This window comes from Streptomyces sp. NPDC058401 (assembly GCF_042722885.1).
Classification (GTDB): domain Bacteria; phylum Actinomycetota; class Actinomycetes; order Streptomycetales; family Streptomycetaceae; genus Streptomyces.
Map to the genome: position 1 here is coordinate 56,145 of NZ_JBHXKA010000005.1, position 19,368 is coordinate 75,512.

Sequence of the window (19,368 nt, forward strand, 5' to 3'; positions counted from 1 at the left end):
GCGGGCAGGCGATGCCGTGCTCCCCGCAGGAGATCGGCTCGCTCTTCCTGTTCGAGAAGCTCACCCCGGAGCAGCTCGGGCGGCTGTGCGCCGAAGGGTGCGTGGAGCGGTTCGACACCGGCCCCGTCTACACCGAGGGCGACCCCGCGACCTGCTTCTACGTGATGATCGAGGGAACCGTGGTCCTGTCCCGCCGGGTCGGCGGCGACGAGGTGGAGGTCGGCCGGACCTCCCAGCGCGGGGTGTACGCGGGAGCCATGCAGGCCTACCTGGGCGACCGCGTCCCCCAGACGTACAACAACTCGATGCGGGTGACCGAACCGACCCGGTTCTTCGTCCTGCCCGCCCAGTCCTTCTCGGACGTCATGCGGGAATGGTTCCCCATGGCCGCGCACCTGCTCGAAGGGCTGTTCTTCGGCTCCCGGAGCACCCAGCAGGCCATCGGCCAGCGCGAACGGCTCCTCGCCCTAGGCTCCTTGTCCGCCGGGCTCACCCACGAGCTCAACAACCCGGCCGCGGCAGCCGTCCGGGCCACCGCCACCCTGCGCGAACGCGTCGGCAAGATGCGGCACAAGCTGGCCCACATCTCCCAGGGCAACTACCCCCGGGAGGCGATCGCCGAGCTCATCGAGATCCAGGAACGCACCGTCGAACGGGTGGCGAAGGCGCCGGCGTTGAGTCCTCTGGAGGCCTCCGACCGGGAGGACGAACTCGCCGACTGGCTGGAGGACCACGGCGTCCCCGAGGGCTGGCGGATCGCACCCGTCTTCGTCCAGGCCGGCCTGGACACGGACTGGCTGGAGCACGTCGCGGCGAGCGTGGCCGAGGACCTCCTGCCCAGCGCCATCGGCTGGCTCAACTACACCGTGGAAACAGAACTGTTGATGGACGAGATCGACGACTCCACCACCCGCATCTCCCACCTCGTGGACGCCGCGAAGCAGTACTCGCAGCTCGACCGCGCCCCGCACCGGGTCGTTGACGTCCACGAACTCCTCGACAGCACCCTGCTGATGCTCTCCGGGAAGATCGGCCCCCGGATCCGGGTGGTCAAGGAGTACGACCGCTCCGTGCCCGAGGTACCGGCCTACCCCGCGGAACTCAACCAGGTGTGGACCAACCTCATCGACAACGCGGTCTTCGCCATCGGGAGCACCGGCCGCGAGGGCACGCTGACCGTCCGCACGGCCCGGTCGGGCGACCGGCTCCTCGTGGAGTTCCGCGATACGGGGCCCGGCATTCCGGCCGAGATCCGCAGCCGCATCTTCGACCCCTTCTTCACCACCAAACCCGTCGGCGAGGGCACCGGTCTCGGCCTGGACATCTCCTGGCGGATCGTCGTCAACAAGCACCACGGAAGCCTCCAGGTGGAATCCGCCCCGGGCGACACCCGCTTCCAGGTACTGCTCCCGCTGACCGCACCGGAGTCCGACCCCGGTCCCGATTCCGACCCGGATCACGGCCCCGGCACCGATGCCGGTACCGACCCCGCAATCGATCCCGAGCCCTCCGAGGAGCCCGCATGACCGCCATCGACGGAGTCGACCCGAGCGTCCCGCCCAGCGGCAGCGGCTGCGTCGATTGCGACGCCGCGGGCGGCTGGTGGTTCCACCTGCGGCGCTGCGCCCAGTGCGGCCACATCGGCTGCTGCGACTCCTCGCCCGGGCAGCACGCCACCGCGCACTGGAAGTCCACCGGCCATCCCCTGGTGCAGAGCTACGAACCGGGGGAGGACTGGTTCTGGGACTACGCGGCGAACGAGCTGTACGAGTCCGGCCCCGAGCTGGCCCCGCCGTCCGGCCACCCGGCCGACCAGCCGGCCCCGGGCCCGTCCGACCGGCTCCCCGAGGACTGGAGCCGACGGCTCCACCGCTGATCCGCGCAGCCCGGGGGGCTACATCAGAAGGGCTTGGTCGGCAGGTACTTGCCGTCCAGGGTGATGACCGCGCGCTCGCCGCCTTCGGGGTCGGCGACCTTCTGCACATCGAGCTTGAAGTTGATCGCGGAGACGATGCCGTCGCCGAGCTGCTCGTGCACCAGCGCCTTCAGGGTGGTGCCGTAGACCTGGAGCATCTCGTAGAAGCGGTAGATCGTCGGGTCGGTGGGGACACCGCCGGGGACCGAGCCGCGGGTCGGGATGGTCTGCAGCAGCAGCGCGTCGTCGGCGTCCAGCCCCAGCAGGGCGGCCACGGCTTCCGCCGAGGCCCGCGGCAGCGGGTGCTGGCCGAGGACGGCCGCGGTGACGAAGGCGACCGACAGGCCGGCGGCGTCCGCGATCCGCTGCCAGGTCAGGTCCTCGCGGATCTTGGCGTCCACGGCCTTGACGGCCAGGGCCTGACGGGCGGAGTTGTCGAACTGGGCGTGCACCATGAGAGGGCTTCCTTCCGGGGTGAGCCGCTCACCCCGATGGGGGTGGGGCGAGCGGCGGATGTCGTGTGTGTGGGTACTGCGGGTCGGGGCGGGTCGGGGACCCGAGGGGTGGCGGCGGTCAGGCCGCCGGGGAGGCGGGCCGGGCGGAGCCGAGTTCCTCGACGCCCCCGGCCCCGATGTCGTAGACCCAGCCGCGCAGGGTCAGCGACCCTGCGGCCAGGGCGCGGGCCACCGACGGATGGGTGGCCAGGTTCGCCAGCTGCGCGAGCACGTTCTCCCGTACCAGGGCATCGACGCGCTGCGCGTCCTGCGCACCCCCGGTACGAGCGAGCGAGGCGTCCGCTTGGCGCAGCCAGCCGGCGACCGCCGGGGCGGCGCTGAGGTCGTGCCGCTCGGCCAGAGCCGTCATCGCACCGCAGGCGGAGTGCCCGCACACCACGATCTCGCTCACGCCCAGGACCGCGACGGCGTACTCGATGCTCGCCGCCACCCCGTCCGTGCCGGGGGCGTGGGCGGGCACGAGGTTCCCGGCGGTACGGACGACGAACAGCTCGCCCGGCTCGCTCTGGGTGATCAGCTCCGGCACCACCCGGGCATCGGAGCAGCTGATGAACAGGGTGCGCGGCCGGTGGGCCGTCGCCAGCCGGGCGAACAGCTCCGCCTTGGCCGGGTAGACCTCTCGACGGAACTGCGCGACGCCCTCGATGAGGTCGTGCATGGTCACTCCCTTCGCTCACTGCCGACCCGTGGGGCCGACGAGATCCACCATGCACGACCTGCACCTATAGCGTCCAAGACGCATTACTCATCCCTCCTATAGATGCCATCTATACTTGCTTCCATGGCCCTGGAACTACGTCACCTGCGCTACCTGCTCGCCGTCGCCGAGCACGCCGGATTCACCCGCGCCGCCGAAGAACTGCGCATCTCCCAGCCGACCCTGTCCCAGCAGATCAAGCAGCTCGAGCACACCGTCGGCGTCCAGCTCCTGGACCGGACCGGCCGCAGCGGCGTCCGCCTCACCGACGCCGGCGAGACCTACGCCCGGTACGCCCGCCGGGCCCTGCGCGACCTCGCCGCCGCGGAACGCGCCGTCCACGACCTCGCGGACCTCTCCCGGGGGCACCTGCGGCTGGCCGTGACGCCCACCTTCACCGCCTACCTGGTCGGACCGCTGGCGGCAGAGCTCCACGCCCGCCACCCCGGCATCACCCTGGACGTCAAGGACATGGCCCAGGACCGCATCGAAGCCGGTCTGCTCGCCGACGAACTCGACCTGGGAGTCGCCTTCGACGGTCCGCACCTGCCCGGCATCTCCGCGACCCCGCTGTACGCCGAGACCCTCAGCCTCGTCACCGCCGCCGCCGCGGTCCCGGCCGCCGGCCCACTCCCACCCCTGCCCGTGGCGGCGTTGGCGGACCGTCAACTAGCGCTGCTGAGCGGGGATTTCGCCACCCGAGGACACATCGACGCCTACCTGGCCGGCCAACGGGTACGGCCGCGCATCGCCGTTGAGGCCAATTCGGTCCAGACCCTCACCGAAATCGTCCGGCGCACCGACCTCGCGACCGTCCTGCCCGACGCGGTCACGGAGGACCACCCGCACCTCGCCCCGCTCGCCCTCGAACCGCCCCTGCCCACCCGCACGGTCGCCCTGCTCCGGCGCGAGAACGCCTACCGGAGCGCCGCCGGAAGCGCGTTCACCCGCCTCACCCACGATCACGTCCTGGCCCGCGGCTACACCCCGGCCTGAACCTCCCCGGCGCGCCCGGCGCGACGCAGGGCGGCGGGCGTGGTCCCGTACCAGCGCCTGACGGCCCGGCGCAGGGCGCGGGCGTCGGCGTAACCGCTCCGGGCGGCGATCGAGTCGACGCTCAGGTCCGTGTCGTGGAGCAGCCGGCCGATGCGCTCCCGCCGTACGGTCTCGACCTCCTCGCTCCACGTCGTGCCCTGCTCCTCCAGGCGGCGCTGGAGGGTCCGCGCGCTGATCGTCATGCGCCGGGCCACCGAGGACAGCGTCGGCGCGCCCTCGTCGTGCGCGGACGCGAGGGCGGTGCGGAACAGGGCAGTCCAGTCGTGCAGCGGGATCGCACTCGCGAGGTTCTGCTCGGCGTGCCGGCGCAGTACGGCCGACAGCCCGGGCTGGGCGTGCGGCGTCGGGGAGTTCAGCTCGGCGGTGCGGAAGGTGATCGAGCTGGCCGGGGCCTCGAACTCGATGTTCCGGGTGCCGTAGAGCTCGGCCAGGGCGTCGTGCCGCGGGGGCGCCGTGGCGGCGAGGGAGACGTGCAGAGGAACGAGGTGCCGCTGCGCGGCTTCGCCGAGCCGGCGCCGGTACAGGCCGAGGGCGTAGCCGCGGATGCCGCAGGCCGCCTCGTGGGTTATGTCGGCCTGGTTCAGGTGGCTGATGGTGACGCGTTCGCCGTCCTCGGTGATCTGCATGCCGTCCGTCATGGGGTCGGCGACCGTGGCGAAGTAGGCCGCTGCGTCCCGGATCCCTTCGAGCGGAGTGGGCGCGGAGGTGATCAGGTAGTCCCAGACCCCGAGGGTTCCGATGCCCGACTCCCGTTCCAGCAGCACGGACATGTCGGTCCAGGGGGCGTGGACCGTCGTGAGCTCCGCGATCCGGATGGCCGTCGCCGAAGGAGTGCGGCACAGGTCGTCGTTGAGGTGCTGGGGCGCCGTGCCGAGCAGGTGGGCGTAGCCGTGCGGACGGATGCCGACCAGCCGCGCGACGTTCACGCTCAGACGGGCGAGGGCGGAGGAGGTTGTCCCCGGATGTGCGTGCGAGACCACAGCGGACGAGCATAGTCCAGCGTGAAATGCCAGGTCATCGTGGGGGTTAGGGGCTTGCTGTCCCCAACATGACGGCCAGGGAACCCTGGTGGCGCGGTCGGTCCCCTTGCTGGCGCGTGCGGCCCTGGGTGGGCGGTCCTCCCGCCCATAGTGTGGCGTTCGTTCCCGCGCGGAAGGGGCGGTAAGGACGGCAGGAGCGGTACGGGCGGCCCCGGCCGGAGCGGAGGAGTCCCCCCACGGGGGTGGGGGGCTCCCGACCCGGTCGCCAGGACACCGCCTGCTGCCGCACGCGATCCGGTCGAGGTCTTCGAGGAGGCCGGTCAGGCGTTCCTCGGGGATCGCCGCGACCATGCGTGCCTCGATGGCGTCGCGGGACGGCGGATGCACGCCTTCCCCGACCCGCCGAGCTGCGGCGGATCGGCGCCGGCCCCGGGCTGACCGACATCAAGGTCGAACGCCCACGCACTGGCCGACGCGGCCCTCGACGGACGCCTCGGCGCCGCCCGGCTCCGCGCCCAGCCGGCCGAGTCCGGCCTCACCGACCTCAGGGAGCTCCCGGGCATCGGCCCCTTCTCCGCCGAGCTGATCCTCACCCGCGGCGCGGGACACCCCGACGTCTTCCCCGCCGCGGAGCCCCGCGTCCACAAGGCCATGGCCGCCGCATGCGGCCTCGCCCCGATCGCCGCGGCCGACACCGCCCGCCTCGCCAGGATCGCCGACGGCCGGCGCCCGCCCATGAGGAGGGCTGGCCGGCTGGCCGGGCAGGACCGGTGCGGTCAGGTCGCGGACCGTAGCAGCGCCGGTGCTCGCTGCCGTCCGCCGAAGAAGAGCGTCAGGGCGAGCTGGCAGGTGAGGATCGCGAAGACGGCACCGGGGTGGAGGTGGTCGGCGGCCAGCCAGACCGCGGCGAGGACCAGGGTGTCCGGTACCCACCAGGCGGCGGTGCTGCGTGCCGTGGCGCCCAGTTCGGTGAGGGACAGGACCGCGTTGTTGGTGTGGTGGACCCACAGGCCGGCGCACACCAGGCGGCTGTCGGTGGTCGGGGTTCCGTGTGCGGCGCCGCCGGAGGCGTCGGTGACCGCCGAGCCGAGGCCGGCGTCGATCGCCAGGATCGAGGCCACGAGCAGGAAGTGCCCGAGGGTGAAGATGTGCACCGCCAGCCGGTACGCCGCCCGGGGGCGGGCCGCGACGACGGCAGCCGCGGCCTGGTTGCCGAAGTCGAAGTAGCCCCACCAGATCGCCGCCGCCAGCGCGAACCCGGCCACGGCCGTGAGCACCGCGACATGGGTCGGCCCGGGGCTGGAGCCCAGTGCGCCGACGATCTGCGCGATCCCCTCACCGAGGGCGATGATGACGAAGAGGCCGAACCGCTCGGCCATGTGCCCGACATCGATCGGCGGCTTCGCGTACCGGGCGGAGATCATGGCCGAGGTGATCTCGGCGGCGATCCCCACGGCCCACAGGAGATAGCAGACCGGGGCGGACAGTGCGGCCGAGACCGCCCACAGCACGATCGACAGGAAGTTCAGGCCGTAGGTACGCAGCGGAGGCAACCCGCCCTTGAGCCGGCGGACGGCGATGAGCCACTCGACGGTGCGCGCGGTGCGGCTGAGGGTGTATCCGATGGCGAACAGGGCGGGGTTGCCGTGCAGGGCCCCGGCCACGCCGCCGCCCATCACGACCAGGCAGGCCATGTTCGCCAGTACCGAGAACCGGCGTACGGGTCCGTCGTCCTGCGCGGAGTTGGAGAAGTAGGTGAAGGCCACCCAGGCCCACCACGCCGGCACGAACAGGGCCAGCACCTCGCCGATCCGCGCGAGGGTGACGTGTCCGAGCAAGCCGTGCGCGAGCTGGGCGACGACCGCCACGAAGAGGAGGTCGAAGAAAAGTTCGAGCCAGCTGGCGTGCCGCTCTTCGACCGCCTCCGAGTCCTTCTCGGCCGTCTCCCGGACCGCCTTGGCCATGCGCCCGCCCTACTGTGCCGTGATGCTCGGCCGTCGTGCCGATCCGGCCGCCATCCGTACCCCGTCCACCCGCACCGCTACCGTCCACGGGCCCGAACAGCTCAGCGTTCCCAAGACACTCCTAGAGGTCGATGACGACCTTGCCCTGCACGTGGCGGCCGGCCTGGAGCTCGACCGCGCGGCGGATCTCCTCGACCGGGAAGCTCGCCGCGATGGGCACCCGGAGCAGGCCCGCCGCGACCAGGCGGGAGATCTCCTCCAGGGCGCCGGGAGCGGGGGCGCGGACCCGGTCGGCCAGGCCGTCGCCGTAGGCGACCGGCTCGGCTCCGAGTGCGCGCAGGAAATCGATGGACGGGCTCCGGCCCGTCGCCCGGCCGTCCTGAGACCGGATCGAGCCGGTGGGTGGCCCGGCGGGTGGCGTGACCTCGAGCGACGGGCGTCACCGGTAAGGCCCACACCGCGCGCGCATGATCGGCGTCCGCAGCAGAGTGGCGGGTGTGACCAGTTCGAGTCGTCACCGTTGTCGAACTGAGGAGGGTCCAGGTGCCGTGCGGCGTGGGGGTGGACCGTGGCCGACGCTGAGGCGGCCGATACCGGCCGGCGCAGGAAGTGGCGGCGTCGGGCGCCCGGGCCGGGTGTGCCGGTCACGGTGCCCGGTGTGCTGGCTCCGGAGCGGGAGTGGACCCGGGAGCTGGCCCGCACCTTGTGCGAGCTGGGCGTGGAGCTGTTGCGGGCCGGCAAGCGCACCGAGTCGGTGGAGACGGACCTGGCCGAGGTGGCCGCCTGCTACGGAATGCTGGCGCGCAGCTTCGTGGTGCCCACCGGTGTGTTCGTCCGGGTGGAGGGCCTGTCGCCACAGGCGGTGGGCGAGCTGGACTTCGTCCTCCTGAAGGGGGGCGACCTGAGGCTCGATCAGGCCGAGGCGCTGGAAAACCTGCTGACCCGTCTGAGAAACCAGGAACTGCCACTGGAGGAAGTGCGCGCCGCACTGGAGGGCGTACGGTCGATGCCGCCGGGTCTGAGTCCCGCGGTGTCCGTATTCGGGTACGCCGTGGCGACCGTCGGGCTCGGGATGGTCTTCCACGCCACGGTGCCCGCCATGATCGGCTACTTGGTCCTCGGTTTGCTCGTGGGCCTGCTGCGGGTACTGACGACACGGTACTGGCCCGCATTCGGCCCGGCGCTGCCCGTGGTCGCAGGAGTACTGGCGGCGGGGCTGGCCCAGGGCTTCGCCGGACCGCTGCTCCACGAACAGCCGCAGTACCTGTTCATCGCCCCGCTCGTCGGCTTCCTGCCCGGCGTGGCCCTCTCGATGGGCCCCATCGAACTTTCCCTGGGCTCCACCCTGTCCGGCATGTCCAGGCTGGCAGGAGCCGTCAACGTCCTCCTTCTCCTGGCCGTCGGAATCCTGGTCGGTGTCCAGTCGGTCGACGCGCGCCCCACCGGGCATCCGGCACCCGAGCTGCTGGGGGAGTGGGCGGGATGGGCCGGCGCGGTGTTCTTCCTCGTCGGATTCGCCCTCCACTTCTCCACGCCGCTGCGCGCCATGCCGTGGATGGTCGCCGCACTCCTGCTGGCGCGCACGGTGCAAACGGCGGGCGAGGCCGTGGGCGGGGTGGCCCTGGGAGCTCTCGCGGCGGGCATGCTGCTGCCGCCGATGGCCGGCTGGGTTCACCGGCGCCACCACATGCCGGAGCTACTGATCTTCCTGCCCTGCTACTGGGTCCTGGTCCCGGGCGCGAGCAGTCTCGAAGGGGTCTCGGAGCTCCTCAACCACCAGACCGCAACAAGCCTGGGCACGCTCGTCAACGCCCTGGTCACCCTGATCGCCATCGGCTTGGGCATCGTGATCGGAGCCCATCTGGGCAGCCGCCCACGGGTCCGCCTGGGCCCGGCCCGAGAGCCGCTGACGGACCAGGGGCAGTAGCCGGACGTGGCTCAGAAGCGAAGGCTCACCGGCGCGGGTGCCGGGGAGCCCGCCACCAGTTCGGACAAGACCTTTCGGACATGACCTTCCGCACTCACGAACGGGGACACCGTGGTCGAATCGCAGGCCGTGATCATTCCGCCGGCCGAGGCCGCGATGTTCCTTGTCGTGACTCTCACGCCGGGGCGCGAGGAGGCGGTCCGAGAGCTGCTGGCGGACGTCTCCGGGCTGTACCGCTCGGTGTCCTTCCGGGCTCCGCACGACGGGCTGAACTGTGTCGTCGGCATCGGCTCGAAGGCCTGGGACCGGCTGTTCGGCGGACCCCGCCCGCAGGGACTTCATCCGTTCGTGGAGCTGGCCGGTGACCGCCACAGGGCCCCGGCGACCCAGGGGGATCTGCTGTTCCACGTACGGGCCCGGCGCATGGACCTGTGCTTCGAACTCACCCGGCTGATCACGGACCGGCTGAGGGACGCCGTGAAGGTCGTCGACGAGGTCCACGGCTTCCGGTACTTCGACGAGCGCGACCTCCTCGGGTTCGTGGACGGCAGCGAGAATCCGGAGGGCGCGACGGCGGCCGACGCGGTGTTCGTCGGCGAGGAGGACCCCGAGTTCACCGGAGGCAGCTACGTGATCGTGCAGAAGTACGTGCACGACATGCCGGCATGGAACGCGCTTCGGGCGGAGGACCAGGAGGCTGTCGTCGGGCGGACGAAGGCGGACAACATCGAGCTCTCCGACGAGGTCAAGCCCGCCGATTCCCACGTGGCCCTGACCGTCGTCACCGACGCGGACGGCAACGAGCGCAAGATCGTGCGCGAGAACATGCCGTTCGGATCCCTCGCCGAGGGCGAGCTCGGCACGTACTTCATCGGCTACGCGAGGACCCCCGACGTCACCGAGCAGATGCTGCGGAACATGTTCCTGGGCGACGGCGAAGCCGCGTACGACCGCATCCTCGACTTCTCGACAGCGGTCACCGGCTGCCTCTTCTACGTACCGACCGCCACCTTCCTCGACGACCTCCCCGCCGCCCCCGGCTCGACGACCGCACAGGCGGCGGATGATGGCGGGCATGGAGAGCGTGGTGGGGAGGATCAAGATCTGGTTCCGGTCCGTGCCCCGTGAGGGGTGGTTCCCGCAGGAGACCGAGGCGTGCCGTTCTTGTCCCTGGTTCGTAACAGGCGTCTGAGACCCGCGTGATGTGGGAAATCCGGTACTGCAGGCCGACGGGAGCGTTGGCAGGGAGCAGGTGGAGGCCATGACGGCCCGCTGCCGGATTCCCCGGAGGCGCCGCGGTCTGCGTTCATCATCGGGAGTCGACAGCGGCCGCTCAGGGCCGACAACGGGGGAACACCATGAACACTGCTGCCCGTACGAGCCACAGGGGCTGGAAGTCCTGCGTCCTCGGGGCCGCGACGGTCACCGCACTGCTCGCGTCGGCGGCGTGTTCGCCCAGCGGGGGCGACGGGCCGGGCGACGGCAAGCCCACGGCGCAGCCGAGCACCACGGGCACGCCCGGCGCGACCGCCTCCCCGAGCGCGACCGCCTCCCCGGGCACCTCGAAGCCGGCCGCCACGCCCTCGGCGAAGCCGACCCCGGGAGCGACCGGTACCGGTGGCAGCGGCGACGGCGCCGTCGCCCTCTGCGCCCCGGGCGACGTCTCGATCACCTCCAGCACCGAGGACGACAAGAGCCAGAGCGTCCGGCACATCCTCCTCACCCTCACCAACACCAGCAAGAAGGCGTGCAAGGTCTACCGCTACCCCCTCATCCAGCTCGGCGACGCCCAGCGGACGGTCCCCGAGATCAAGGAGAGCGCCCCGATGCCCGGGACCCCGTACGAGGCCATCGCCCCGGGCAAGCAGACGCACGCCGCACTGCTCCTGAACGGCCCCATGGACGAGGCCCCGGCGAAGACCATGACCGTGCAGCTCCAGGACACCGAGGCCGGGAGCAAGAAGGGCGCGCCGATCAAGGTCGCCTTCCCGGGCGTCGACACCGTCTACTACAACGACTTCGCCAAGGTCACCCACTGGATGACCGCCTCGGGCCTGGCCCTGCGCTTCATCATGTCGTCCTGATGCCGTCCCGGCGATCCAGCCCCCGGGCCGTCCTCTAAGGTGACTCCACCGGCCGGTCCGTGCGCGCCCTGCGCACGGACAACGGCCTTGTGGACAGGGGGAGTCGGTGGAGCCACTGCGGCCGGGCGACCCGCCGGAGACCGGCGGGTACCGCCTGCTGGCACGGCTCGGCGAAGGGGGCATGGGCGAGGTCTTCCTGGCCCGGACGGCGTCCGGCCGGCCGCTGGCCCTGAAGACCGTCCACCGGGAACTGAGCCGGGACCCCGCCTTCGCCGACCGCTTCGCGCGGGAGATACGCGCCAACGACCGCGTGCGTTCCGCGTGGACGGTCTCGGTGGTGGACTTCAGCGCTCCGGGCGCCTCCCCGCAGTGGCTCGCCACGGAGTACGTGGCGGCCCCCTCCCTGGGCGAGTGGGTGCACCGGCACGGACCGCTGACCGGCCCGGCGCTGTGGAGCATGGCCCGGGAACTGTTCGCCGCGCTCGTGGCCGTACGGGCGGCGGGCGTGGTGCACCGCGACATCAAGCCGGGGAACGTGCTGCTCGGCCGGGAGCGGCCCTTTCTCATCGACTTCGGCATCGCGCGCGCCGTGCACGACCCGCGCCACACCCGGACGGGAGCGGTCATCGGCACGCCCGGCTTCCTCGCGCCCGAGCAGGCGACCGGAGCCCTGGCCGAGGCCCCCGCGGACGTGTTCTCGCTCGCCGCGGTACTCGCCTACGCGGCCACCGGGCGCAGCCCCTTCCTCGCCGACGGCGAGCAACTGGAACTCCCCGGCCTCCTCTACCGGATCGTGCACGAGGAGCCCGCCTTCGACGGCGTCCCGGAGGGGCTGCGCCCCTTGCTCGGCCAGTGCCTGGCCAAGGATCCGCGGGACCGCCCGACCGCCGACGAGGCACTGGCCCGCATCGGAGCGGCGGCGCAGGAGTGGAACGCCGCCGTACCGCCCTCGCTGGTGGCGGACGCCGCCCGCCGGGAGACCGAACTGCACCGCCTCCTGGCCGCCTCCCAGCCGCTCCCGCTCCCCGCGCCCGTCCCCGTGCCGCAGGCGCCCCAGGCACCGCCCCCGGCCCTCCCCGCGACCCCGCCGCTGCACTCCTCCCCTCCCGCCGGAACCCGGCGCGTGCCCTGGGCGGCGGGGGCGGCCGTCGCCGCCGCCCTCGTCGTCGCGGCCACCCTCGCGATCAGGATGCCCTGGGACGGGGACGGAACCGGGGGCGGCGGATCACCGTCCCCGACCCCCTCCCCTTCGGCGTCGGCGATACCGCGGGCGTGGATCGGCACGTGGACCGGCACCGGACCCGGAACCCCCGACGCGGACGGCATCACCCGGGCCAGGACCGGCGAGTTCTCCGTCACGGTCACGCTGAACGCGGGCTCAGTCGGAGACCTCGTGGGCCGCCAGGTCAGCGAGGTGAAGGAGACCGCCACCGGGCGGAACCTGGGGTGCACGGAGGCCCTGGAACTACGGCAGACGAGCGGTGACCGGGCGGTCTTCGCCGCGGCGACCAGCCACCCGACCGACCCCTCGGCCACCTTCGACTGCCCCAGGGACAACCTCTACGTCCTGACCCTCGCGGACCCCGACCACCTGACCCTGGAGACCGAAGGCGCCCAGTCGGCCGGCGCCCCCGGCACGCTGACCCGCAGCAGCAGCGGCAGCTAGCGCCGCCCCGCCAGGCGGGCCGCCGTGGTGTGGGCCAGCCAGCCGGCTGCGGCGCCGACTGCGTACCAGAGCAGGTCGGGCGGGTTGAAGGTGGACCCGAGGACCAGGCGGGCGAGCGTGCTGTGCCGGGAGAGCTCGGCCGGTACCCCGGTGAGCTGGAGGAACTCCACCACCCAACTCACCGCGAGAGCGCCGGCGGCGGCCCTCAGGGCCGTCACCCGTGGCAGGACCAGCACGATGAGGGCGAAGATCAGTACCGTGTACAGCGCGTCTCCGCCGTACTTGGCCGCGCTCCCCGTCGCCACGGCCCGCAGACCCAGCCCCGCGCCGACCGTCACGACCACCGCCGAGGCCGCCGCGAGACGGGTGCGGGCCCGGCCGGTTCCGGTACGGGCACGGCTCGCAGGTACGTAGGCGGTCATGGGACCACCCTGCCAGACGGCCTGCGCCCCCTCGCGTCGCGGTGCGGCGGAGAGGAGGGCGCGGGGGGCCGCGTACCCAGGCGGGTTGAGTAGCGCGACTCATGCCGGACCGGGCGACGGCCGACAGGCTGGGGGTACGAAGACCGCACGCCCCGTCCCGCCCCGCCCCGTCCCGGAGGTTCCATTCCATGATCAGCCACGTCGCGGCCGCCCTGGCCCCGGTGTTCGGGCGGATGACCGTCTCCGCGGACGCCACGGAGCCCGTCGTCGGCGGGACCATCCTGGCCGCCAACCACACCAGCATGGTCGACCCCGTCGTCGTGGTGGCCGCCCTGCGCCGGCTCGGCGTCGAACCGGTGATCATGGCCACGGCCGGGCTGTGGCGGGTCCCCGTGCTCGGTGGGGCGCTCGCCCGCGAAGGGCACATCCCGGTCCACCGGGGAACCGCCCGCGCGGCGAGTTCGCTCTCCGACGCCGCCCGGGCACTGGAGGCGGGACGGTGCGTCCTGATGTACGGGGAAGGCGGGATCCCCGCCCGCCGGGACTCCGGGGAAGCCGCGCCCCTGCCCTTCCGCAGCGGCCTGGCCCGCCTCGCCCTGGCCACGGGAGCACCCGTCCGCCCCGTCGGCCAGGCGGGCTCCCGCCGGGTGAGTTCCGGGACGACGGCCAAACAGCTCGCCGGAGTCCTGACGGCCCCGGTCCGCCGGCCGCGGCTCCACGTACACGTGGGCGCGCCCCTGTTCCTGCCGGAAGACCTCCCCGAGGCGACGGCCGCGGCCCACGGAGCGGTCACCTCGGCCTGGCACACCGCCCTGTCCGGCCTCACCGGGCTCACCGGCACCCGCTCCGCCTAGGCTGGGCGCAGGGCGGGCAGCGGCTGCTCCGCGACGGCGTACAGGGCTGCCGGATCGGCGAGCACGGGATCACCAGGTCCGCCCCGCGGACGGCCTCGGCAGGGGGGGCGACGCCCCGGTCGGCCGAGTTCGCCGGGGAGGCGCGGATCGCAGCGAGCAGCCGCGCCGAGGAAAGCCTCATGCCCGGCACCCGGCACCCGGCGCCCTCGCCCGCGGCGACCGCCTTCCGTCCGTCCCTCCTGCCCCCAGTGGCCGCCGAGTTGACCGCATGGCCGGAGAAGTCCGCGCACGCGGCGGGCCAACGGCCTTGCTGCGCACCGGTGTCGGCGGGGCGGCTGCTCTGGAACTCTCCCCTCCGGCCGTACGGACGTTCTAGCGTGCCTGCCATGATCTCGCTCAGGCTCCGGCGGGCCCTGCTGCTCGCCCTCGCATCCGTCCTGCTGACCGTCCCCCAGACGGCCGCGGCCCAGCCCCCTCCGGCCCCCGCGGCCACGCCCGACCGCCCCTCCTACGAGGTGTCGCTGCGCAGTGACGGCGACGGCTCGCGCTGGACCGGCCGCCAGACGGTCTCCTTCCGCAACTCCTCCCGTACTCCGCTGCGTTCGCTCGACGTCCGCCTGTGGGGCAACGGCACCGACGGCTGCGGAACCCCCGAGGCGCCGTCGCCGGTCCGGGTGGGGCGGGTCACCGGAGGCACCCCGCGACCGCTCACCGTCGACTGCACCGCCCTGCAGATCGACCTGCCCGCGCCGCTCCCGTACGGGGCGCGGACCAGCATCTCCTTCGACGTGGAGATCACCGTCCCGGACCGCGTGCACCGCTTCGGCAAGGACGGCGCGCACCGCTACCTCGGCAACGCACTGCCCCTGCTGTCCGTACGCGACGCCCAGGGCCGCCACCTCGACCCCGACTTCGGTTTCGGCGAGAGCTTCTACACCCTGGCCGGAGACTTCCGCGTCCGCCTCGACCACCCCAGCGACCTCGTCGCCCCCGCGACCGGCACCACCACGCGCCGTGCGGGCGCACCCGGCCGCACGGTCACCACCAGCGTCGCGCACGGGGTACGGGACTTCGCGTGGGCCGCGGGCCCCTTCCGGTCGAAGACGGTCACCACGCCGGGCGGAGTCCGGCTGAACGCGTACTGGACGGCTGCCACCCCTGTCGAGGGCGTGGACCTCGCCCTGAAGGACGGCGCCGGCTCCGTCGACGCGTTCGGGAAGCGGTTCGGGCGCTACCCGTACGGTGAGCTCGACCTCGTCATGAGTGACAACCTCGACGGTTTCGGCAGCATGGAGTTCCCGGGCCTCGTCCTGCTGTGGACCGAATCGGACGGCTCCGGCGCCGTCCACGAGATCGCCCACCAGTGGTTCTACGGCATCGTCGGCAACGACCAGTTCGCGGCACCCTGGCTGGACGAATCCTTCGCCCAGTACGCGAACCAGTCGTACTCCGGGGAGGACACCACCACCTGCTGGGAGGACCAGCCGATGTGGCCCAGTACCACGGCCGAGATCACCCGGCCCCTGTCCTACTTCGCGGACGGCCACCGTTCGGAGTACGGCCGCGTCGTCTACCACCGCGGCGCCTGCGCCCTGCACGACCTGGAACGCGCCCTGGGCACCCCGGCGATGACGGCCATGCTGCGCGGCTACGTCCGCGACCGCTGGCAGGGCGTGTCCACGACCGCGGACTTCAAGCGCGCGGCCCAGGCGGCAACGTCACGGGACCTCACCCCGTTCTGGACGGAGCACAGGATCAACTGACCGCGTCCGCCGACGCGAACCCGCGTGCGCGAGCGGATCGTCCCGTGACACCCTGTCGTGTCATGGCAGACGACAGCAGCAGCACGTTCCAGGTGGGCCAGACGGGCCTCGTCGTCAGGATTCCGGAGGCGGAGCCGGCCGTCCGCGGGTGGCGCGAGCGACTCGACCCTTCGGCCCGGGCCGGGGTTCCCGCACACGTCACCGTGCTCTTCCCGTTCCTCGAGGAGAGCCGTATCGATCCGCTCGTCCACGCCGCCCTTGAGGACGTGCTCCGCCGCCACCAGCCGTTCGACCTGCGGTTCGAGAGGACCGGGCGCCTCCCGGAGGTCCTGTACCTCGTTCCGGAACCGGCCGCGCCACTGATCCGTCTCACGGAGGCCATCGCCGGCCGGTGGCCCGAGGCCCCGCCGTACGGCGGCCGGTTCGCCGAGATCGTGCCGCACCTGACCATCGCCCAAGGCCAGGAGGACGCCGTCCTGGAGGAGATCGAGGCCGACCTCGCCGCCGGGCTCCCGTTCACCTCGCGGGTGACGTCGGTCGAGCTCATGGTCCACGACGGCACGGCGTGGCGGACGCTGGCTTCGTTCGCACTCGGAGACTGACCCCGAGTCCACCCCCGACACCGCCCCCGAACCCTCTCGGGGGTGGAGTCGGGGTCGGACCCGGGTCGGTCCCCGATGTCCGGGGCGAGCACCGTCCGTAGCGTCGGTTCCATGGGGAGAAACGCAAAGAACGGAACCGTCGGCAAACGCCGGATGTCGCCTTGGAAGCGGGCGCTGCTGATCCTCGGCTCGCTGGCCGCCACCTTCGCCTTGGTCATCGGCCTGCTTTTCACGTGGCTCTACACCGGGGCCGAGGTGTCCACCGTCGGCGCGGTGGACTTCCGCAACGCCCTCGCGGTGCCGCCCCTCGCGCCGTCCATCGTGGAGGCCGACGGAACGCGTGTCTTCGACCTGCGGATGCAGGCGGGAGAAACCGAGTTCACCCCCGGGAGCAAGACCCCCACCTGGGGGTTCAACGGCAGCCACCTCGGCCCCACGCTCCGCGCGGCCAAGGGGGAGAAGGTCCGGGTGAAGGTGGCCAACGCCCTGCCGGAGGCCTCATCCGTGCACTGGCACGGCATGCACCTGCCCGCCGCGATGGACGGCGGCCCGCACCAGATGGTGCCGGCGGGCGGCAGCTGGGCTCCCGAGTGGACGGTCGACCAGCCGGCCTCGACCCTCTGGTACCACCCGCACCCGCACGGCGAAACCGAGTCCCACGTCCAGCGCGGCCTCGCGGGCCTGTTCCTCCTGGACGACGCACCGTCGGCGGCCCTGCCCCTGCCCAGGACCTACGGGGTCGACGACATCCCGGTCATCGTCCAGGACGTCTCCTTCGACGGCGCGAAGTTCGACCACGACCACAAGCTGATGCGCAACGTCGGCTTCCTGGGCGACCGGACGATGGTCAACGGCACCCTGGACCCGTACGTGACCGTCCAGGACGAACTGGTCCGGCTGCGCCTGCTGAACGCCTCCACCGCCCGCGTCTACACCTTCGGCTTCGACGACGGCCGGGAGGTCCGGCAGATCGCCTCGGACGGCGGCCTCCTCGAAGCCCCGCACACGACCGACCGCCTGCGCCTGTCGCCGGGGGAGCGCGCGGAGGTGGTCGTACGCATACGACCGGGCGAGCGTACGGTGCTGCGCTCCTACCCCCTGGACGCCGGACTGGACTTCTGGAACCAGCGCTTCGGGGGAGGCGACGACTCCTTCGACGTGATGCAGCTGCGCGCGGCCCCCACCCTGAGACCGTCGGCCGAGCTGCCGGCGGCGCTGGTGGCCCCGACGCTGCCGACCGGCGAGGACTCGGTGCGCGGCCGCTTCTTCGAGCTGAAGATGTCCGGCATCAACGGCCGCAAGATGGACATGTCCCGGGTGGACGAGACGGTCACCCGCGGAACGGCCGAGACCTGGACCCTCCGCAACAACGACGGCATGCCGCACAACTTCCACGTCCACGACGTCCAGTTCCGCGTCCTCGACATCAACGGCATAGCCCCGCCGCCACCGTTGCGCGGGCCGAAGGACACCGTCTTCATCCCGTCCGGCTCGACGGTCCGCATAGCCCTGCGCTTCGACGGCCCCGCGGACCCGGACACCCCGTACATGTACCACTGCCACCTCCTCTACCACGAGGACGAGGGCATGATGGGCCAGTTCACGGTGACCGACCCGGGCCAACCGCCCACGACCCCCAAACTCCCGCCCACCTCCGGCGCACACCAGCACTAGAGGTCGCTAGCCGACGGAAACAACCCGGTCGGGCCGACGGTTTGAGATATCGAGTGAAGCCCATGATCCCGGAGCGATGTGGATCACGCAGCCTAGTCCGTGGCGAAGTCCGGGAGTTCGGTGGACAGGAGTTCCTCGGCGCCGTTGTCGAGGAGTTCCTGCATCCGGGTCGAGCGGGGGAGCATGGTCTTCTCGTAGGCCTGGACGGCGGCGCCGATGGTGGCGTTGTCGGCGAGGGCGAGGGCCAGTTCGCAGGCGTCCAACATGGCCAGGTTGACGCCTACGCCGAGCGGGGGCATGAGGTGGGCGGCATCGCCCAGCAGGGTGACCGCGGGGTGGTGGTCCCAGAGGTGGGGTACGGGCAGGGCGTTGATGGGGCGGTCGACGTAGGGTCCGTCGTTGTCGGTGAGCAGGCGGCGCAGGCGGGGCGACCAGTGGCGGTAGCGCTCCAGGAGCAGGGTGCGGATGCCCTCGGTGTCCTGGACGGTGAGGCCGCTCGCGGCGATCCAGTCGGCGGGCACGCGCTGGATGACGTACACGCGGATGTGGCCGCCGCTGCCGCGCTGCGCGAACAGGCCCCGGGCGCCGTCGGCCGCGGCGGCGCCTCCCTGGCCGACGAGGTCGGCGATCTCGGCGTGCCGGTCGTCGACGTCGTGGAACCAGGCTTCGAGGAAGCTGACGCCGCTGTACCGCGGGGTGGCCGCAGAGACGGCGCGGCGGACCTTGGACCAGGCGCCGTCGGCGCCGATGACGAGGTCCGCCTCGGTGGTGGTGCCGTCGGCGAAGTGCAGCCGCCGCGGGCCCTCGGCGGGGCCGTCGAGGGAGCGGAGGGTGTGGCCCCAGCGGACGGTGCCGGGCTCCAGCGAGCCGAGGAGGAGCTCGCGCAGTCGACCGCGGTCGATCTCGGGCTTGAAGCGCTCGCCCTCTTCGGGGGTGTGGTGGAAGAGGAGCGTCGCGGCGGGATCCAGCTGACGCATTTCCTGCCCCTCGGGCCGGGACAGCCGGAAGAACTCCTCCAGCAGTCCGGCTTCGCGCAGGGCGATCTGGCCGTTGTCCTCGTGCAGGTCGAGGGTGCCGCCCTGGTCACGGACCCCGGGCCCGGTCTCGTGGTCGTAGACGGTGGGGAAGATGCCGTGCCGCTGGAGGATGCGGGCGCAGGTCAGTCCGCCCGGGCCGGCGCCGATGATCGCGATGCGGGGAGAGGGGTTGGTGTTCATGGTCGTGCTCCGTTCGTGTCGGGCAGAACTGC

General features: G+C 72.4%; 17 protein-coding genes and 1 pseudogene. 11 read left to right on the forward strand and 7 right to left on the reverse strand.

Features of this window, described 5'->3' with window-relative positions; all coding sequences use genetic code 11:
- Positions 1-11: 11 nt before the first annotated feature.
- Positions 12-1,526 (forward strand): ATP-binding protein, encoded by a 1,515-nt coding sequence (locus ACFWNV_RS03105; RefSeq protein WP_383939843.1) that lies wholly within the window; start codon positions 12-14, stop codon positions 1,524-1,526.
- A complete protein-coding gene (locus tag ACFWNV_RS03110) occupies positions 1,523-1,876 on the forward strand; it encodes a UBP-type zinc finger domain-containing protein (RefSeq protein WP_383939640.1) in 354 nt (117 codons plus the stop codon). The genes ACFWNV_RS03105 and ACFWNV_RS03110 overlap by 4 nt, the downstream gene beginning before the upstream one ends.
- Positions 1,877-1,899: 23 nt before the next feature.
- Here ACFWNV_RS03110 and cynS read toward each other — a convergent pair whose 3' ends face one another.
- Complete coding sequence (cynS, locus tag ACFWNV_RS03115; RefSeq protein ID WP_383939643.1) at positions 1,900-2,370, reverse strand: cyanase; 471 nt, start codon at positions 2,368-2,370, stop codon at positions 1,900-1,902.
- 118 nt (positions 2,371-2,488) lie between these two features.
- Positions 2,489-3,088 carry a carbonic anhydrase gene (locus tag ACFWNV_RS03120; protein WP_383939646.1) on the reverse strand — a complete coding sequence of 200 codons (600 nt, stop codon included), beginning with the start codon at positions 3,086-3,088 and terminating at the stop codon, positions 2,489-2,491.
- Between the two features lie 123 nt (positions 3,089-3,211).
- On the opposite strand from ACFWNV_RS03120, the gene cynR reads away from it, so the two are divergent.
- Entirely contained in the window at positions 3,212-4,123 is a 912-nt protein-coding gene (cynR, locus tag ACFWNV_RS03125) for a transcriptional regulator CynR (RefSeq protein ID WP_383939649.1), read from the forward strand.
- On the opposite strand, the gene ACFWNV_RS03130 is transcribed toward cynR, so the two are convergent.
- The 3 genes and pseudogenes from ACFWNV_RS03130 to ACFWNV_RS03140 all read right to left on the reverse strand — a co-directional run.
- On the reverse strand, positions 4,108-5,109 hold the full coding sequence (locus ACFWNV_RS03130) for a helix-turn-helix domain-containing protein (protein ID WP_383939652.1): 1,002 nt from the start codon (positions 5,107-5,109) through the stop codon (positions 4,108-4,110). The genes cynR and ACFWNV_RS03130 overlap by 16 nt on opposite strands.
- Positions 5,110-5,939: 830 nt before the next feature.
- Positions 5,940-7,127, reverse strand: coding sequence for a low temperature requirement protein A (locus ACFWNV_RS03135; protein ID WP_383939655.1), 1,188 nt, complete (start codon positions 7,125-7,127; stop codon positions 5,940-5,942).
- 121 nt (positions 7,128-7,248) lie between these two features.
- Positions 7,249-7,494: pseudogene (locus tag ACFWNV_RS03140) on the reverse strand (zinc-binding dehydrogenase); the annotation flags it as partial.
- Positions 7,495-7,785: 291 nt separating this feature from the next.
- On the opposite strand from ACFWNV_RS03140, the gene ACFWNV_RS03145 reads away from it, so the two are divergent.
- The 4 genes from ACFWNV_RS03145 to ACFWNV_RS03160 all read left to right on the forward strand — a co-directional run bounded on the left by ACFWNV_RS03145 (position 7,786) and on the right by ACFWNV_RS03160 (position 12,804).
- Positions 7,786-9,054: a threonine/serine exporter ThrE family protein gene (locus tag ACFWNV_RS03145; RefSeq protein ID WP_383939658.1), complete on the forward strand. Its 1,269-nt coding sequence runs from the start codon at positions 7,786-7,788 to the stop codon at positions 9,052-9,054.
- 111 nt (positions 9,055-9,165) lie between these two features.
- Positions 9,166-10,182, forward strand: coding sequence for a Dyp-type peroxidase (locus tag ACFWNV_RS03150; protein ID WP_383939661.1), 1,017 nt, complete (start codon positions 9,166-9,168; stop codon positions 10,180-10,182).
- A 230-nt stretch (positions 10,183-10,412) separates the two neighbouring features.
- Complete coding sequence (locus ACFWNV_RS03155; RefSeq protein ID WP_383939664.1) at positions 10,413-11,138, forward strand: DUF4232 domain-containing protein; 726 nt, start codon at positions 10,413-10,415, stop codon at positions 11,136-11,138.
- Between the two features lie 106 nt (positions 11,139-11,244).
- Positions 11,245-12,804 carry a serine/threonine-protein kinase gene (locus tag ACFWNV_RS03160; protein ID WP_383939667.1) on the forward strand — a complete coding sequence of 520 codons (1,560 nt, stop codon included), beginning with the start codon at positions 11,245-11,247 and terminating at the stop codon, positions 12,802-12,804.
- Here the strand turns inward: ACFWNV_RS03160 and ACFWNV_RS03165 are convergent.
- Entirely contained in the window at positions 12,801-13,226 is a 426-nt protein-coding gene (locus tag ACFWNV_RS03165) for a DUF2809 domain-containing protein (protein WP_383939669.1), read from the reverse strand. The two genes, ACFWNV_RS03160 and ACFWNV_RS03165, sit on opposite strands and share 4 nt — an antisense overlap.
- Positions 13,227-13,414: 188 nt before the next feature.
- Between ACFWNV_RS03165 and ACFWNV_RS03170 the strand changes: the two genes are divergently transcribed.
- From ACFWNV_RS03170 to ACFWNV_RS03185, 4 genes are all read left to right on the forward strand, one after another.
- Positions 13,415-14,080: a lysophospholipid acyltransferase family protein gene (locus ACFWNV_RS03170; RefSeq protein WP_383939671.1), complete on the forward strand. Its 666-nt coding sequence runs from the start codon at positions 13,415-13,417 to the stop codon at positions 14,078-14,080.
- 386 nt (positions 14,081-14,466) lie between these two features.
- Complete coding sequence (locus tag ACFWNV_RS03175) at positions 14,467-15,843, forward strand: M1 family metallopeptidase (protein ID WP_383939674.1); 1,377 nt, start codon at positions 14,467-14,469, stop codon at positions 15,841-15,843.
- A gap of 62 nt (positions 15,844-15,905) precedes the next feature.
- A complete protein-coding gene (locus tag ACFWNV_RS03180) occupies positions 15,906-16,445 on the forward strand; it encodes a 2'-5' RNA ligase family protein (RefSeq protein WP_383939676.1) in 540 nt (179 codons plus the stop codon).
- Between the two features lie 111 nt (positions 16,446-16,556).
- A complete protein-coding gene (locus ACFWNV_RS03185; protein WP_383939679.1) occupies positions 16,557-18,119 on the forward strand; it encodes a multicopper oxidase family protein in 1,563 nt (520 codons plus the stop codon).
- Between the two features lie 92 nt (positions 18,120-18,211).
- Here ACFWNV_RS03185 and ACFWNV_RS03190 read toward each other — a convergent pair whose 3' ends face one another.
- Positions 18,212-19,336 carry an FAD-dependent oxidoreductase gene (locus ACFWNV_RS03190; protein ID WP_383939682.1) on the reverse strand — a complete coding sequence of 375 codons (1,125 nt, stop codon included), beginning with the start codon at positions 19,334-19,336 and terminating at the stop codon, positions 18,212-18,214.
- Positions 19,337-19,368: the final 32 nt, after the last annotated feature.

Coding starts and splice junctions, on each gene's coding strand:
- ACFWNV_RS03155 (WP_383939664.1), top strand. CDS start 10,413: ATGAACACTGCTGCCCGTACGAGCCACAGGGGCTGGAAGTCCTGCGTC.
- ACFWNV_RS03135 (WP_383939655.1), bottom strand. CDS start 7,127: ATGGCCAAGGCGGTCCGGGAGACGGCCGAGAAGGACTCGGAGGCGGTC.
- ACFWNV_RS03110 (WP_383939640.1), top strand. CDS start 1,523: ATGACCGCCATCGACGGAGTCGACCCGAGCGTCCCGCCCAGCGGCAGC.
- cynR (WP_383939649.1), top strand. CDS start 3,212: ATGGCCCTGGAACTACGTCACCTGCGCTACCTGCTCGCCGTCGCCGAG.
- ACFWNV_RS03170 (WP_383939671.1), top strand. CDS start 13,415: ATGATCAGCCACGTCGCGGCCGCCCTGGCCCCGGTGTTCGGGCGGATG.
- ACFWNV_RS03165 (WP_383939669.1), bottom strand. CDS start 13,226: ATGACCGCCTACGTACCTGCGAGCCGTGCCCGTACCGGAACCGGCCGG.
- ACFWNV_RS03120 (WP_383939646.1), bottom strand. CDS start 3,088: ATGCACGACCTCATCGAGGGCGTCGCGCAGTTCCGTCGAGAGGTCTAC.
- cynS (WP_383939643.1), bottom strand. CDS start 2,370: ATGGTGCACGCCCAGTTCGACAACTCCGCCCGTCAGGCCCTGGCCGTC.
- ACFWNV_RS03175 (WP_383939674.1), top strand. CDS start 14,467: ATGATCTCGCTCAGGCTCCGGCGGGCCCTGCTGCTCGCCCTCGCATCC.
- ACFWNV_RS03185 (WP_383939679.1), top strand. CDS start 16,557: ATGGGGAGAAACGCAAAGAACGGAACCGTCGGCAAACGCCGGATGTCG.
- ACFWNV_RS03105 (WP_383939843.1), top strand. CDS start 12: ATGCCGTGCTCCCCGCAGGAGATCGGCTCGCTCTTCCTGTTCGAGAAG.
- ACFWNV_RS03190 (WP_383939682.1), bottom strand. CDS start 19,336: ATGAACACCAACCCCTCTCCCCGCATCGCGATCATCGGCGCCGGCCCG.
- ACFWNV_RS03180 (WP_383939676.1), top strand. CDS start 15,906: ATGGCAGACGACAGCAGCAGCACGTTCCAGGTGGGCCAGACGGGCCTC.